14 protein-coding genes are annotated in these 13,748 nt (G+C 69.6%); 11 read left to right on the forward strand and 3 right to left on the reverse strand.

Features of this window, described 5'->3' with window-relative positions:
* Nucleotides 1-159: 159 nt before the first annotated feature.
* The 7 genes from OHA61_RS29610 to OHA61_RS29640 all read left to right on the forward strand — a co-directional run bounded on the left by OHA61_RS29610 (nt 160) and on the right by OHA61_RS29640 (nt 7,966).
* Nucleotides 160-1,179 (forward strand): LacI family DNA-binding transcriptional regulator, encoded by a 1,020-nt coding sequence (locus OHA61_RS29610; RefSeq protein WP_324977931.1) that lies wholly within the window; start codon nt 160-162, stop codon nt 1,177-1,179.
* Between the two features lie 415 nt (nt 1,180-1,594).
* A complete protein-coding gene (locus tag OHA61_RS29615; protein ID WP_406305589.1) occupies nt 1,595-2,893 on the forward strand; it encodes an ABC transporter substrate-binding protein in 1,299 nt (432 codons plus the stop codon).
* A gap of 86 nt (nt 2,894-2,979) precedes the next feature.
* Nucleotides 2,980-4,002 (forward strand): carbohydrate ABC transporter permease, encoded by a 1,023-nt coding sequence (locus OHA61_RS29620; protein ID WP_406305591.1) that lies wholly within the window; start codon nt 2,980-2,982, stop codon nt 4,000-4,002.
* On the forward strand, nt 3,999-4,868 hold the full coding sequence (locus OHA61_RS29625) for a carbohydrate ABC transporter permease (protein ID WP_406305592.1): 870 nt from the start codon (nt 3,999-4,001) through the stop codon (nt 4,866-4,868). Before OHA61_RS29620 ends, OHA61_RS29625 begins: the two co-directional genes overlap by 4 nt.
* A 46-nt stretch (nt 4,869-4,914) precedes the next feature.
* Nucleotides 4,915-6,576, forward strand: coding sequence for a glycoside hydrolase family 13 protein (locus OHA61_RS29630; protein ID WP_406305593.1), 1,662 nt, complete (start codon nt 4,915-4,917; stop codon nt 6,574-6,576).
* A gap of 110 nt (nt 6,577-6,686) precedes the next feature.
* Nucleotides 6,687-7,406 (forward strand): vWA domain-containing protein, encoded by a 720-nt coding sequence (locus OHA61_RS29635; RefSeq protein ID WP_406305594.1) that lies wholly within the window; start codon nt 6,687-6,689, stop codon nt 7,404-7,406.
* A complete protein-coding gene (locus tag OHA61_RS29640) occupies nt 7,403-7,966 on the forward strand; it encodes a HutD family protein (protein ID WP_406305595.1) in 564 nt (187 codons plus the stop codon). Before OHA61_RS29635 ends, OHA61_RS29640 begins: the two co-directional genes overlap by 4 nt.
* Nucleotides 7,967-7,972: 6 nt before the next feature.
* Here the strand turns inward: OHA61_RS29640 and OHA61_RS29645 are convergent, their stop codons facing one another.
* The gene (locus tag OHA61_RS29645) at nt 7,973-8,260 is read right to left on the reverse strand and encodes a hypothetical protein (protein ID WP_389369832.1); all 288 of its coding nucleotides are present in this window, start codon (nt 8,258-8,260) and stop codon (nt 7,973-7,975) included.
* Between the two features lie 134 nt (nt 8,261-8,394).
* Here OHA61_RS29645 and OHA61_RS29650 point away from each other — a divergent pair, with 134 nt between their 5' ends.
* Nucleotides 8,395-8,868 carry a pyridoxamine 5'-phosphate oxidase family protein gene (locus tag OHA61_RS29650; protein ID WP_406305596.1) on the forward strand — a complete coding sequence of 158 codons (474 nt, stop codon included), beginning with the start codon at nt 8,395-8,397 and terminating at the stop codon, nt 8,866-8,868.
* A gap of 15 nt (nt 8,869-8,883) precedes the next feature.
* Here OHA61_RS29650 and OHA61_RS29655 read toward each other — a convergent pair whose 3' ends face one another.
* Both OHA61_RS29655 and OHA61_RS29660 read right to left on the reverse strand, forming a co-directional pair.
* The gene (locus tag OHA61_RS29655) at nt 8,884-9,894 is read right to left on the reverse strand and encodes an acyl-CoA dehydrogenase family protein (protein WP_406305597.1); all 1,011 of its coding nucleotides are present in this window, start codon (nt 9,892-9,894) and stop codon (nt 8,884-8,886) included.
* Nucleotides 9,894-11,039, reverse strand: a complete 1,146-nt coding sequence (locus OHA61_RS29660) for an acyl-CoA dehydrogenase family protein (RefSeq protein ID WP_406305598.1) — start codon at nt 11,037-11,039, stop codon at nt 9,894-9,896. Before OHA61_RS29660 ends, OHA61_RS29655 begins: the two co-directional genes overlap by 1 nt.
* A gap of 46 nt (nt 11,040-11,085) precedes the next feature.
* Between OHA61_RS29660 and OHA61_RS29665 the strand changes: the two genes are divergently transcribed.
* The 3 genes from OHA61_RS29665 to OHA61_RS29675 are packed head-to-tail and all read left to right on the forward strand — an operon-like array spanning nt 11,086 to nt 13,681.
* On the forward strand, nt 11,086-11,874 hold the full coding sequence (locus tag OHA61_RS29665) for an SDR family oxidoreductase (RefSeq protein ID WP_406305599.1): 789 nt from the start codon (nt 11,086-11,088) through the stop codon (nt 11,872-11,874).
* Between the two features lie 15 nt (nt 11,875-11,889).
* On the forward strand, nt 11,890-12,507 hold the full coding sequence (locus OHA61_RS29670; RefSeq protein WP_406305600.1) for a TetR/AcrR family transcriptional regulator: 618 nt from the start codon (nt 11,890-11,892) through the stop codon (nt 12,505-12,507).
* A 16-nt stretch (nt 12,508-12,523) separates the two neighbouring features.
* The gene (locus OHA61_RS29675; protein WP_406305601.1) at nt 12,524-13,681 is read left to right on the forward strand and encodes an acetyl-CoA C-acetyltransferase; all 1,158 of its coding nucleotides are present in this window, start codon (nt 12,524-12,526) and stop codon (nt 13,679-13,681) included.
* The last annotated feature ends 67 nt before the right edge of the window (nt 13,682-13,748 follow it).

Raw genomic sequence — 13,748 nt, forward strand, 5'->3', positions numbered from 1 at the left:
GTACAAAGGCGTACGGAACTGATCGTGGCGTCCGCCCTGTCCCCGACCGGACAATGGCGGGCGCCGCGGTGCGTCTGCATGACGGGGAGCGGGCCCGGAGGGCTCCCGCCCTCAGGGACTCATGTAAACGAATGCAAGTCTTGCAGTAGCCTTGCGGTCATGGCGAAACGACTGGTCGAGGTGGCGGAATACGCCGGGGTGAGTGAGGCGACGGTCAGCCGCGTCCTCAACGGCAAGCCGGGGGTCGCGGAGTCGACCCGGGCCGCGGTGCTGAGCGCGTGCGACGTCCTCGGGTACGAGCGGCCCCGGCAGCTGAGGGAACGGGGCAATCGCCTGGTCGGGCTGGTGGCCCCGGATCTGACCAACCCCGTGTTCCCGGCGTTCTCCGAGGTCATCGGCTCCACGCTGGCGCAGCGGGGGTTCACGCCCGTGCTGTGCACCCGCACCTTCGGGGGTGTGTCCGAGAGCGACTATGTGGACCTGCTGCTGGAGCACCAGATCTCCGGCGCGGTTTTCGTCTGCGGCCTCCACTCGCACATCAAGGCGGACCACAGCCATTACGAACGGCTGCTGGAGCGCGGACTGCCCGTCGTCGGGGTGAACGGGATGGCGGAGGGGCTGAGTTTCCCGTCCGTGTCGACCGACGACGCGATGGCGGCCGAGCTGGCGGTACGTCATCTGGCCTCCCTGGGGCACCGGCGCATCGGGCTGGCGCTGGGGGAGTACGACGATCATGTGCCCGCCGTCCGCAAGAAGACGGCGTTCATCACGGCGATGCGCGAGCTCTGCGGCGTGCGGGACCCCGAGCCGTTCGTCACGCACACGATGTACTCGCTGGAGGGCGGTGCCGCGGCCGCGCAAAGACTCATATCGCAGGGCGTCACCGCCGTGGTGTCCGGCAGCGACCTCATGGCCCTCGGTGCCGTCCGGGCGTTCCAGCGCATGGGACTCGACGTGCCGGGCGACGTCTCCGTCGTGGGCTTCGACGACTCGACGTTCATGCCGCTGGCCAACCCCCCGCTGACCACGCTGCGCCAGCCGGTGGAGTCGATGGGCAGGGCTGCGGTGTCACTGCTGGCGAGCCGGATCGCCGGCAAGAGCAGCAGCAACAGCAACGAGGAGCTCCTGTTCGAGCCCGAACTGGTGGTGCGGAGCAGCACCGCGGTCGCGCGCGGCTAGGGCGTGTTTTAGAAGTCCCTCCCCCAGAGCTTCGCCTGGGAGGTACCCCCACCCCGCGACGCCTGGCACGCGCACTCGCGATGTTGTCGGAGTCGCCCAAGTACGTCCAGTACGAGGGCGATCCTCCGCCTTGCGACTGCACGCACCAGACGCCGCGGGGCCCGCCCTTCGGGCGGACGGCGCTACTTCTCAAACACGCCCTAGCAGAGCCAGTGGTGGGAGCACCCCACCGGAAGAGAAGGCGGCGTCCTCCGGGACGCCGCCTTTTGCGTGGGGGTCATGACAAATGACGGCTGCTTGCATAGGAAATGTTAAGTGACTTGCGAGTATCTGTAGACTCCCTTGCGCCTCGCTGTTTAGTCTCACTGCACCTTGGCGGAGGACGACCGCCGGGAGCCGCACAAAGGAGATCAACATGAGGCACCTGCTGCTCAGAGCCTGCGTGGTGAGCACAGCTGCGGCCGTCCTGGCCGCATGCGGGAGCGGGGGGACCCAGGAGCAAAGCGCGGGCGGAAACAGCACGGACAGCTTCAAGGGCCGCGGACCCATCACCCTGGCGGGCGGCAAGGACAACACCGGTGTCCTCGCCAAGATGCTCGACAAGTGGAACAAGAGCCACCGCAAGGAGCAGGTGCGTTTCATCGAACTGCCCGACAACGCCGACGACCAGCGCCAGCGGATGATCCAGAACGCCGAGCTGAAGTCCGGCGAGTTCTCCGTACTGAGCCTCGACGTCGTGTGGACGGCCGAGTTCGCCGCCAACCGCTGGGTGGCCGAGCTGCCCAAGGACAGGTTCGAGGCCGGCAAGTACCTGGGGCCCACGCTGGAAGGCGCCTCGTACCTCGGCCGTCTCTATGCCGCCCCGTGGACCTCCGACGGCGGGTTGCTGTACTACCGCTCCGACCTGCTGAAGCAGGTGGGCGCCCAGCCCCCGCGCACCTGGGCGGAGATGGAGCAGACCTGCCAGAAGGTCCTGGCCCTTCCGCAGGGCAGGGGCATGTCCTGCTACGCGGGCCAGTTCGACAAGTACGAGGGCCTGACGGTCAACTTCTCCGAGATGATCGACGGCGCGGGTGGCTCCGTCGTCGACAAGGACGGCAAGCCGACCGTCGACTCACCCGAGGCGCTCAAGGGCCTCAGCTTCTTCACGGACGCCTACAAGAGCGGCCTGATACCGAAGAAGGCCATCACCTTCAAGGAGGAGGAGGGCCGTCAGGCGTTCCAGCAGAGCCGGCTCGTCTTCCACCGGCAGTGGCCCTACCAGTGGTCCCTGGCCAACGCCAAGGACGGCTCCTCCAAGGTCGCGGGGAAGTTCGGGGTCGCCCCGCTGCCGGGCCTGAACGGACCGGGCGTCTCCAGCCTGGGTGGACACAACCTGGCGGTCAGCAGGTTCGCCGAGAACAAGGCCACGGCTCTCGACTTCATCACCTTCATCACCAGCGAGCAGTCGCAGCGCGAGAATCTGCTGCTCAGCTCCAACGCGCCGACCATCGCTTCCTTGTACGACGACCCGGCGATGATCGAGAAGTACCCGTACCTACCGGTGCTCAAGAGCTCGATCCTGAGCGCGGCACCCCGGCCGCGCGTGGTGCGCTACGGAGACGCGACGGCGGCGATCCAGGGCGCGGCGTACCAGGCACTGCAAGGCGGCACACCGCCGGCGGCGGCACTGAAGGAGCTCCAGGAACGCCTGGAGAAGATCGCGAGGCCGTGACTCCGCTCCGCGCGGAGCCGCCCCTGACACGGCTCCGCGCGGTTCCTTCGCCCGCCCTTTCCCCGCCCCGCTGAAGGTGACCTCCGATGTCCAGCCTGACGGCACCGCAACGCCCTGCCACCCTGGCGCCCAAGGCGCCCCCCACCCCCGGCCCGTCCCGAAAACGCGGCACAGGCCGGCTTGCCGCACTGCTTGTGTCCCCAACACTCCTGGTTCTCGCACTGGTTGCCGGATACCCGGTGCTGTCGGCCTTCCGCGAGTCCCTGTTCAGTGAGAAGTCGGGCCTGGACAGCTCCGGATTCGTGACGGAGGGCGAGCAGTTCACCGGCCTGACGCACTACACGGAGATCTTCGGTGGGGAGGCGGGCAAACAGTTCTGGAACGCCTTCTCCAACACCACGTTCTTCACCGTCACGACCGTGCTCATCGAGACCGTGCTCGGCGTGGCGATGGCGCTCGTGATGAACCACGCGATACGCGGCAGAGCCCTGGTCCGGGCCGGGGTGCTGGTGCCCTGGGCCATCCCCACCGTGGTCTCCGCCCTGCTGTGGCAGTGGATCTTCCAGGCCGACGGTGCGGCAAACGCCCTGCTGGGGCAGGAGATCCTGTGGACCACGGACGGGATCCAGGCGGCCGTTGCGGTGATCGTGGCGGACACCTGGAAAACCGCCCCGTTCGTGGGGCTGCTGGTACTGGCCGGTCTCCAGCTGATCCCGAGAGAGGTGTACGAGGCGGCGCGTGTGGACGGCGCGAACCGCCTGCAGGAGTTCCTCCGCATCACGCTTCCCATGATCAGGCCGGTACTGCTGGTGGCCGTGCTGTTCCGGCTGCTGGACGCGCTGCGCATGTTCGACCTGCCGTACGTCCTCGTCGGCGCGCACAAGGAGTCGGTTCAGACGCTGTCGATGCTGGCGTTCGACGAGGCGGCCAACACCCGTTACGGGCCTGCCTCCGCCTACGCGGTGATCCTCTTCCTCTATGTCGCCGTGGTCGCCTTCGTCTTCGTCAGACTCCTGGGCGCCGATGTGTTCTCCGAGCAGAGGGCCACGAAGCGCGACCGCCGCGACCGCCGCGCCCGGCGGGCAACGAAGAAGGGAGCGACGGCATGAGCGCCACCTCGACCACCGTACGGATTCGGCCCCGGCGACGACTCACCACACCGGCCGTGCTCGCCTTCACCGGCGTCGCCGCGATCATGACCTACTGTCTGGCGCCGTTCTACTGGATGGTCGTCTCCAGCCTGCGGCGCAGCTCCGATCTGTTCGACAAGTCCCCGATCCCCTCGCCGTGGTCGCTGGAGAACTACCGAGCGGTGCTGAGGCCGGGGACGGGCTTCGGGCGGGCGCTGCTCAACAGCCTGCTCGTGGCCGGCATCACCACGGTGCTCACCCTGCTGATCGCGGTGTTCACCGCCTACGCCCTGGCCAGGCTGGAGTTCCGCTTCAAGAACGCGGTGCTGGCCGTGATCATCGCGACCTCCATGTTCCCGGGGATCGCCCTGGTAGTGCCGATGCTGAAGCTGTTCTCCACCACGCTGCACTGGGTCAACACCTACCAGGCGATGATCGTGCCGTCGATGTCGTTCGCACTGCCGCTGGCGGTGTGGAACCTGACCGCGTTCTTCAAGCAGCTTCCGCGCGAACTGGAACACGCCGCGATGGTGGACGGTTGTACTCCAGGACAGGCGTTCCGCAAGGTCATCATGCCGCTGACTGCACCGGGCGTGTTCACCACCGCGATCCTCACGTTCATCGCCGCGTGGAACGAGTTCATCATCGCCGTCTCGATGGTGAACAAGAACTCGATGCAGACCGCCACCGTCGCGATCTCCCGCTTCGGAGGGTCGACCGGGTTCGACATCCCCTACGGCACCAAGATGGCGGCCGGTGTCGTCGTCACGGTGCCGCTGGTGATCCTCGTACTGATCTTCCAGCGAAGGATCATCGCGGGACTCACCGCGGGCGCCGTCAAGTAACCGGCCCCGCCCGCCCCTCACCTACGTTCTTTCGAGGAGAAACACCGTGGCTCCTGCCCGGACCCCCGCCAACTGGTGGCGCGACGCCGTCATCTACGAGGTGTACATCCGCAGCTTCGCCGACGGCAACGGCGACGGTATCGGTGACATCGCCGGCCTGCGCCGGCGCCTTCCCCGCCTCGCCCGGCTCGGCGTGGACGCGCTCTGGCTCAGCCCCTGGTACCCGTCCCCCATGGCCGACGGAGGCTACGACGTCGCCGACTACCGGGACATCGACCCGGCCTTCGGCACCCTCGACGACGCACGGGCCCTGGTGGAAGAGGCGCACGAGCACGGGCTGCGCGTCCTCATCGACCTCGTGCCGAACCACACGTCGTCCGAGCACGCGTGGTTCCGCGAGGCACTGGCCGGCGGCCCCGCGTCGCCGGCGAGAGACCGCTACATCGTCCGGCCCGGCCGAGGCCCCCGAGGCGACCTGCCGCCCAACGACTGGAGCAGCGTGTTCGGCGGCCCCGCCTGGACACGGATCACCGAGCCCGACGGCTCACCAGGGCCGTGGTACCTGCACCTCTTCGCACCCGAGCAGCCGGACCTCGACTGGGACAATGCCGAGGTGCGCGCCGAGTTCGAGTCGATCCTGCGCTTCTGGTTCGACCGGGGCATCGACGGGGTGCGCATCGATGTGGCGCACGGCCTGGTCAAAGCACCGGGGCTGCCGGACCTCGGCTCGCTCGACGTCAAGCTCCTCGACTCAGTGGGCGTCGGTGACCACCCGCACTGGGACCGCGACGAAGTCCACGAGATCTTCCAGGGGTGGCGGGCAGTCGCCGACGCGTACGGCGAGCCCCGTGCCTTCGTTGCGGAGGCATGGGCGGGCACTCCGGAGCGGCTGGCCCGCTATGTCCGCCCGGACGAGCTCCACACCGCGTTCAACTTCGACTATCTGATGGCTCCCTGGCGGGCAGGCCACCTGCGCCGGGTGATCGACGAGTCGCTCACCGCGCTCGGCGCGGTGGGTGCGCCCGCCACCTGGGTGCTGTCCAACCACGATGTCGCCCGTCATGTCTCCCGCTACGCCCGGCCGCAGCCCGAGGGGCAGCAGCGCTCGCTGTCCCAACTGGACCGGTCGGCCGACCTGGAGCTCGGCACCCGCCGGGCCCGCGCCGCCGCCCTGCTCACGCTGGCCCTGCCGGGGGGTGCCTATCTGTACCAGGGCGAGGAGCTGGGCCTGTGGGAGGTCGAGGATCTGCCGGACGACGTGCTCCAGGACCCCACGTGGGAGCGCTCCGGCCACACCGACCGAGGGCGTGACGGCTGCCGCGTCCCGCTGCCGTGGAGCGGTGACTGCCCGCCGTTCGGCTTCAGCCCCGACGCCGTCACCGCGGCCCCGTGGCTGCCTCAGCCGGAGGCGTGGAAGTCCCTGACCCCGGAGGTTCAGGACGCCGACCCCGCCTCCATGCTGAACCTCTACCGGTCGGCGCTCAGCACGCGCCGGAGCAACCCCGCCCTCGGCGACGGCACGCTGACCTGGGAGAGCGCCCCGGACAGCGACGTTCTCTCGTTCCGCCGTGAGCCCGGCTTCCGGTGCGTGGTGAACTTCTCCGACGAGCCGGTGGCCCTGCCCGCCCACAGCCGGGTACTGCTGGCCAGCGGGACGCTGGACGGTGACCGGCTGCCGAGCGACACCGCGGTGTGGCTGGCGCTCTGAGGAGACGGGCAGGCCGGGCCGGATTCTCCGTCCTGACGGGGGACCGGCCCGGTCGAGTTCGGGTGACGTAGCCTCAACTCTCCCGACCCCTCGCACGAACGGAGCCCCGCATGGCGGCCATCAGCCTCGCCAAGGTCGAGGAGAAGGCGCCGGCGCTCGTCAGCCTCTACAAGAGCGCGGGCGTATCGCTGCAGAAGCACGGGCTGAGCGGGCAGCGCGCCGCCGTCTATCTGGTGCTCGACTACTCGGGTTCCATGAAGGACTACTACAAGGACGGCAGTGTCCAGGCGCTCGCCGACCAGGTGCTCGGTCTTGCGGCCAACCTGGACGACGACGGCTCCGTGCCGGTCGTCTTCTTCTCCACGGACATCGACGCGGTCACGGACATCGCTCTCGACAACCACCGCGGCCGGGTCGACGAGATAGTGGCGGGCCTCGGCCATATGGGCAAGACCAGCTACCACCTGGCCATGGACGCGGTCATCGACCACTACATCGAGAGCGGCTCGACCGCCCCCGCGCTCGTCGTCTTCCAGACGGACGGCGGCCCGATCAGCAAGCACGCCGCGGAACGCTATCTGTGCAAGGCGGCGAAGCTGCCGCTGTTCTGGCAGTTCATCGGCTTCGGCAACAAACGCAGCTCGCAGTTCGACTTCCTGCACAAGCTCGACGAACTCGCCGTCCCCGCCAAGCGCGTCGTAGACAACGCGGGCTTCTTCCACGCCGGACCCGACCCGCGCCAGGTCCCCGACTCCGAGCTGTACGACCGGCTGGTCTCCGAATTCCCGCTGTGGCTGGCCGCCGCCCGGGCCCAGGGCATCGTGCGATGACGGTACGGGTGCTGCGCGCCGCCGACCGCCGGGCCGTGCCGTGGAAGAACGGCGGCGGCGTCACCCGCGAGATCGCCGTGTCGCCCGAGGGCGCCGGGACGGACGACTTCGACTGGCGGATCAGCCTCGCGGACGTCGGCGTGGACGGGCCGTTCTCCGTCTTCCCCGGCGTGGAACGGATCCTGACCGTCGTCGAGGGCGCGGGCATGGACCTCGCGGTCGGCGGACAGCACACCGTGGCCGACGAGCGTTACCGGCCCTACCGCTTCCCCGGCGATGTGGAGACCGACGGCCGCCTCGTCGACGGGCGGCCCGTCGTCAATTTCAACGTCATGCACCGCAGGGGCCGTACGGCCTGCCTGACCTCGGTGGTGCGCGGAGAACTGCTGGTCGTGGTGCCGTCACGCTCGACGGTCGTGATCGTCGCGCTGGACGGGCCCACGGTCCTCAAGGAGGCGCACGTGACACTCGGTCCGTACGACGCGGCGGTGCTGGACGAGGCGCCGGGATCACTGCACACCCAGGGGCACGCGGCGGTCGTCACCCTGCGCACCGGCTGAGCCGCGTCAGCTGCCGGGGGTCCACCAGTTGTGCACCTGCTGGGCCTTCGGAGGTTCGCCGGTCGTGGGGAAACCCAGCTTCTCGGCCACCGGCATCATCACCGTGCCGAACTTGTCCATCGCCTCCTGGGACTCCCACAGGTCGAAGATCTCCAGGCCGGAGTCGGTCGCCACGCAGGTGTGCGACAGGCACCCCGCGAAGGTGTCGCCGGGCAGGGCCTGCAACTGGGCATTGAGGGCGTCGTACTGGTCGGTCGTGACGCCCGGCAGGGCGGCATGCATGAAGATCGCCATGGGACTCTCCTCGGGTGGAATGGCAGGTTTTGGCCAGTACCAGAACAGCACGTACGCCCCGGTAGGGCATCCGAGCCGGTGCGCGCAGGTGAATCCCGACAGGCGGTGTCGGGTTTCCGCGGTTCCATGGAGTCATGACCTTTTCGACGTGGGCAGATTTCCGGACGGCGGAACCGGACTTCGCCGAGACCGTGCAGAAGCGGTTCCAGCGGTACAAGCACCATGTGCTGGCCACGGTGCGCAAGGACGGGTCGCCACGGGTGACCGGCCTCGAAGTCGACTTCCGCTTCGGTGAGTTGTGGCTCGGCATGATGCAGGGCTCACGCAAGGCCCAGGACCTGCTGCGCGATCCGCGCTTCGCGATCCATGCGAACCCCGGGCCGGACGACTCCATGGAAGGCGGTGACGTCAAGATCTCCGGGCGCGCGGTGGAGGTGACCGATTCCGAGGTGCTGGACCGCTTTGTGGCGGAGGCGGGGCCGCCGGAGCCGTTCCATCTCTTCCGCGTCGAGGTCGGTGACGTGGTGCAGACGTCGGTCGACGGCGATGAGCTGGTGGTACGGGCCTGGCGGCCGGGCGGCCCGGTCCGTACCCACCGGCGCCGCTGAGCCTCGGACCCAGGGTCAGCCCGCGAGCACCGTCGCCCGGCAGAGCGAGGGGGTGCCCCAGGCGTCCCGCAGCGGACGGGCCTTGCGCAGCCAGAGGGAGAGGTCGAGCTCTTCGGTGTAGCCGATCGCGCCGTGCAGCTGTAGTGCGGTACGGGCGGCGGCGTACGCGGCCTCGCCTGCGGTGACCTTCGCGGCGGCGATGTCGGCGGGAGCCATGGACAGGGCCGCCCCGTACAGCAGCGGCCGGGCGAATTCGAGCCCGATCAGGGTGTCCGCCAGCCGGTGCTTGACCGCCTGGAAGGAGCCGATGACGGCGCCGAACTGGGCGCGCAGTCTGACGTATGCGACGGTCCGCTCCAGGAGCGCGCGCCCGACACCCAGTGCCTGCGCCGCGGTGAGCAGGCGCGCGACATCCCCGGCGTACGCGGCCGCCCGGGCCACCTGGCGCCCTTCGGCGATGACCTCGCCCCCTGCCGCGGGCACGGCCAACCGCCGGGCGGGGTCGGCGGATACGCGCACGGGGCCGTACCCGTCGGCGATACGGAGACAGGCGCTGCGGTCCGCGCCGGGCCCGGGGCCGGCGTCCTCCTCCGAAACCACCAGCGTCACACCCGCCGCATCCGCGTCCAGTGCGTAGCCGCCCCGGCCCGCCAGCGTGGCGGTCGACTCGCCCGTGACCAGCCCCGGCAGCAGACGTTTCGCCGGGCCCGCCTCCCCCGACTCCGCCAGCCGGGTCAGCAGCGCCGCCGCCGCGACCGTCTCCACCACCGGGCCGGGCACCGCATGGCGGCCCAACGCGGTGAAAGCCACGGCCAGTTCGACCGGCAGCGGCCCCACCCCCTCGTACGCCGGCGGCGCGGCGAGCGCGAACACCCCCGCCTCGGCGAGTCGCGACCACAACGCCAGCCCGGGAGCGGGGTCCCCCGCCGCCCAGGCCCGTGCGGCGGCCGGAGTGTCCGCCGACGTGAGCATCGCGTCCAGCGAGTCGCCGAACGCACGCTGTTCATCGGTGAGCAGGAATCGCATCAGCGGCGGCCCTTCGGAAGGCCGAGCAGCCGCTCGGCGATGATGTCGCGCTGGATCTCGTTCGTACCGGCGTAGATGGGGCCCGCCAGCGAGAAGACATACCCCTCGGCCCACTCGCCGTCCGCCAGCTCCCCGTCCGCGCCCAGCAGATCCAGCGCGGTCTCATGCAGTGCGATGTCGTACTGGGACCAGAAGACCTTGTTCAGGCTGGACTCCGCGCCGATGCTCGCGCCCGCGGCGAAACGCGAGGCGTTGGCACACGTGAAGAGCTGATACGCCCGCGCGCCGATCACCGCGTCCGCCACCCGGTCGCGCAGCGCCGTGTCGGCCTGATCGCCCGACGTGCGCCACTGCCGCAGCAGACGGTCCGCCGCTGCGAGGAAACGGCCGGGGGAGCGCAGCGTCAGGCCCCGTTCGTTGCCCGTCGTGGACATCGCGATCCGCCAGCCCTGCCCCGGCTCGCCGATCACGTCCTCGTCGGGAACGAAGACGCCGTCGAGGAAGAGCTCGGCGAAGGCGGGCTTGCCGTCGATGCGGCCGATGGGCCGCATGCTCACCCCCGGCGCCGCAAGGTCGAACATCAGATACGTCAGGCCCTGATGCGGCTTCGGTGCGTCGGGGTCGTTGCGGAAGATGCCGTAGGCCCGGTCGGCGAACGCCGCTCGCGACGACCAGGTCTTCTGACCGCTGAGCAGCCAGCCGCCGTCCGTCCGCACCGCACGCGAGGTCAGCGAGGCGAGATCGGAACCGGACTCCGGCTCCGACCAGGCCTGCGCCCAGATGACCTCGCCGCTCGCCATCGTGGGCAGCACGTGGGCGCGCTGCTCCTCGGTGGCGTGGTCGAAGAGCGTGGGGGCGAGGAGGTTGATGCCGTTCTGTGAGACCCGTCCGGGCGCGCCCGCCGCGTAGTACTCCTCCTCGAAGAGGAGCCAGTGGAAGATGTCGACGCCCCGGCCGCCGTACCGCTCGGGCCAGGAGACGACCGACCAGCGGTCCGCCGACAGCCGCGCCTCCCATGCGCGGTGCGCCGCGAAGCCCTCCTTGGTCTCCAGGGAGGGCAGCGGCTCGGCGGGCACGTTCGCGGCGAGCCAGGCGCGGGCCTCGGCCCGGAAGGCTTCCTCGCCGGCGGAGTGGTTCAGGTCCATTCGCGCATCCTTCCCTAACAAGTGTTTGGTAGGTTAACGTGCTGGCGTGACGGACAACAGGGCGCAGTACGTACCGGGTCATGGCCTGCTGAAGGGCCGTACCGCCGTGATCACCGCTGCCGCAGGCGCCGGAATCGGCGGCGCCACCGCCCGCAGGTTCCTGGAGGAGGGCGCGCGCGTTCTGATCAGCGACGCGCACACCCGCAGGCTGAAGGAGAGCGAAGAGGCGCTGGCCGGAGAGTTCGGCGCCGACGCGGTGGCCTCACTGCCCTGCGACGTCACGGACGAGACCCAGGTCCAGGCGCTCTTCGGCCAGACCGTACGAGAGCACGGCGGCCTGGACATCGTCGTCAACAACGCCGGCCTCGGCGGCACCGCCGCCCTCGTCGACATGAGCGACGAGCAATGGGGCACGGTCCTCGACGTCACCCTGAACGGCACCTTCCGCTGCACCCGCGCCGCCCTGCGCTCCTTCCGCGACACCGGCCACGGGGGCGTGATCGTGAACAACTCCTCCGTGGTCGGCTGGCGCGCCCAGGCAGGCCAGGCCCACTACGCGGCCGCCAAGGCCGGGGTCATGGCGCTCACCCGCTGCGCGGCGATCGAGGCGGCGGAGTACGGCGTACGCGTCAACGCCGTGGCTCCCAGCCTCGCCATGCACCCGCACCTGGTGAAGGTCACCTCGGCCCAACTGCTGGAAGAGCTGACCGCCAAGGAGGCCTTCGGGCGGTACGCCGAGCCGTGGGAGATCGCCAACACCATCGTCTTCCTGGCCAGCGGCTACTCCTCGTACCTGACCGGCGAGGTCATCTCCGTCAGCAGCCAGCATGCGTAGAGCCACAATGAGCAGGTGCCGACTGACAGCAAGAAGAAGACCCAGGTGACCGCCTCGCCCGAGCGCCGCCGCGAGCTCCTCGACACCGCCGCCGAGGTGTTCGCCGCGCAGGGATACAACGCCACCACCGTCCGCAAGATCGCGGACCAGGCGGGGATGCTCGCCGGCAGCCTCTACTACCACTTCGATTCCAAGGAATCGATGCTCGACGAGATCCTCTCCACCTTCCTGGATGAGCTGTGGCAGGGATACGACGCCGTGCTCGCCGCCGGGCTCGGGCCCAGGGAGACCATCGAGGCCCTCGTCACCGAGTCCTTCCGGGAGATCGACCGGCACCGCGCCGCCGTCGCGATCTACCAGAAGGAGTCCCGGCACCTCGCCGCCCAGCCCCGCTTCCACTACCTCACCGACTCGCAGCAGAAGTTCGAGAAGGCATGGCTCGGGACCCTGGAGCGAGGGGTCGCGGACCAGGTCTTCCGTGCCGACCTGGACGTCCGGCTCACCTACCGGTTCGTGCGCGACACCGTCTGGGTCGCGGCGTCCTGGTACCGGCCGGGCGGACAGCACAGCCCGGAGGAGATCGCCCGCCAGTATCTGTCGATGGTGCTGGACGGTATCGCCGTACGCAGATGAACCGAGGGGAGCAGTCATGGCCGAGGCCTACATAGTCGAAGCGGTACGCACACCGGTGGGCAGGCGCAAGGGCGGACTGTCCGGTGTCCACCCGGCGGATCTGGGTGCGCATGTGCTGCGGGCCCTGGTCGAACGCTCCGGAGTCGATCCCTCCGCCGTCGAGGACGTCGTCTTCGGCTGCCTGGACACGGTGGGCCCGCAGGCCGGTGACATCGCCCGTACGGCATGGCTGGCGGCGGGACTGCCCGAGGAGGTGCCGGGCGTGACGATCGACCGCCAGTGCGGCTCGTCCCAGCAGGCCGTGCACTTCGCGGCGCAGGGCGTGCTCTCCGGCACCCAGGACCTGGTCGTCGCGGGCGGCGTCCAGAACATGACACAGATCCCGATCGCCTTCGCCTCCCGGCAGGCCGCCGAGCCGCTCGGACTGACCGAGGGCCCCTTCGCCGGCAGCGAGGGCTGGCGGGCCCGGTACGGGGACCGGCCCGTCAACCAGTTCCACGGCGCGCAGCTGATCGCCGAGAAGTGGGAGATCTCGCGCCGTGACATGGAGCAGTTCGCGCTCACCTCCCATCAGCGGGCGATCCGGGCAATCGACGAGGGCCGTTTCGAGCGGGAGCTCGTGGCGTACGGCGAGGTCACCGTCGACGAGGGCCCGCGCCGCGACACCACCCTGGAGAAGATGGCGGCACTGGGGCCCGTCCTGGAGGGCGGCACCATCACGGCCGCGTGCTCCTCCCAGGTCTCGGACGGCGCGGCGGCCCTGCTGATCGCGAGCGAGCGGGCCGTCGCCGAGCACGGACTGCGGCCGCGGGCCCGTATCCACCATCTCTCCGTACGGGGCGAGGACCCCATCCGGATGCTCTCGGCCCCCATCCCGGCCACGGCGTACGCGCTGAAGAAGACCGGCATGTCGATCGACGACATCGACCTCGTCGAGATCAACGAGGCCTTCGCGCCCGTGGTCCTCGCCTGGCTGAAGGAGACCGGAGCCGACCCCGGCAAGGTCAACGTCAACGGCGGGGCCATCGCGCTCGGCCATCCGCTGGGCGCCACGGGCGTGAAGCTGATGACCACGCTGCTGCATGAACTGGAGCGCACGGGAGGGCGGTACGGACTGCAAACGATGTGTGAAGGGGGAGGGCAGGCCAACGTCACGATCATCGAACGGCTGTGAACACGAGCCTTTCGGGGCCGGACATGCTACGGTGAAGTCGTTGCAGTTTTGGTACCCATGAACTTTG

The sequence above is a fragment of the Streptomyces sp. NBC_00885 genome, assembly GCF_045207475.1.
In the GTDB taxonomy this organism is placed as follows: Bacteria; Actinomycetota; Actinomycetes; order Streptomycetales; family Streptomycetaceae; genus Streptomyces.

Excerpts from the sequence above, each read along its gene's own strand:
- OHA61_RS29655 (WP_406305597.1), bottom strand. The coding sequence starts at position 9,894 with ATGCGATTCCTGCTCACCGATGAACAGCGTGCGTTCGGCGACTCGCTG.
- OHA61_RS29610 (WP_324977931.1), top strand. The coding sequence starts at position 160 with ATGGCGAAACGACTGGTCGAGGTGGCGGAATACGCCGGGGTGAGTGAG.
- OHA61_RS29620 (WP_406305591.1), top strand. The coding sequence starts at position 2,980 with ATGTCCAGCCTGACGGCACCGCAACGCCCTGCCACCCTGGCGCCCAAG.
- OHA61_RS29660 (WP_406305598.1), bottom strand. The coding sequence starts at position 11,039 with ATGGACCTGAACCACTCCGCCGGCGAGGAAGCCTTCCGGGCCGAGGCC.
- OHA61_RS29635 (WP_406305594.1), top strand. The coding sequence starts at position 6,687 with ATGGCGGCCATCAGCCTCGCCAAGGTCGAGGAGAAGGCGCCGGCGCTC.
- OHA61_RS29645 (WP_389369832.1), bottom strand. The coding sequence starts at position 8,260 with ATGGCGATCTTCATGCATGCCGCCCTGCCGGGCGTCACGACCGACCAG.
- OHA61_RS29675 (WP_406305601.1), top strand. The coding sequence starts at position 12,524 with ATGGCCGAGGCCTACATAGTCGAAGCGGTACGCACACCGGTGGGCAGG.
- OHA61_RS29625 (WP_406305592.1), top strand. The coding sequence starts at position 3,999 with ATGAGCGCCACCTCGACCACCGTACGGATTCGGCCCCGGCGACGACTC.
- OHA61_RS29615 (WP_406305589.1), top strand. The coding sequence starts at position 1,595 with ATGAGGCACCTGCTGCTCAGAGCCTGCGTGGTGAGCACAGCTGCGGCC.
- OHA61_RS29650 (WP_406305596.1), top strand. The coding sequence starts at position 8,395 with ATGACCTTTTCGACGTGGGCAGATTTCCGGACGGCGGAACCGGACTTC.
- OHA61_RS29640 (WP_406305595.1), top strand. The coding sequence starts at position 7,403 with ATGACGGTACGGGTGCTGCGCGCCGCCGACCGCCGGGCCGTGCCGTGG.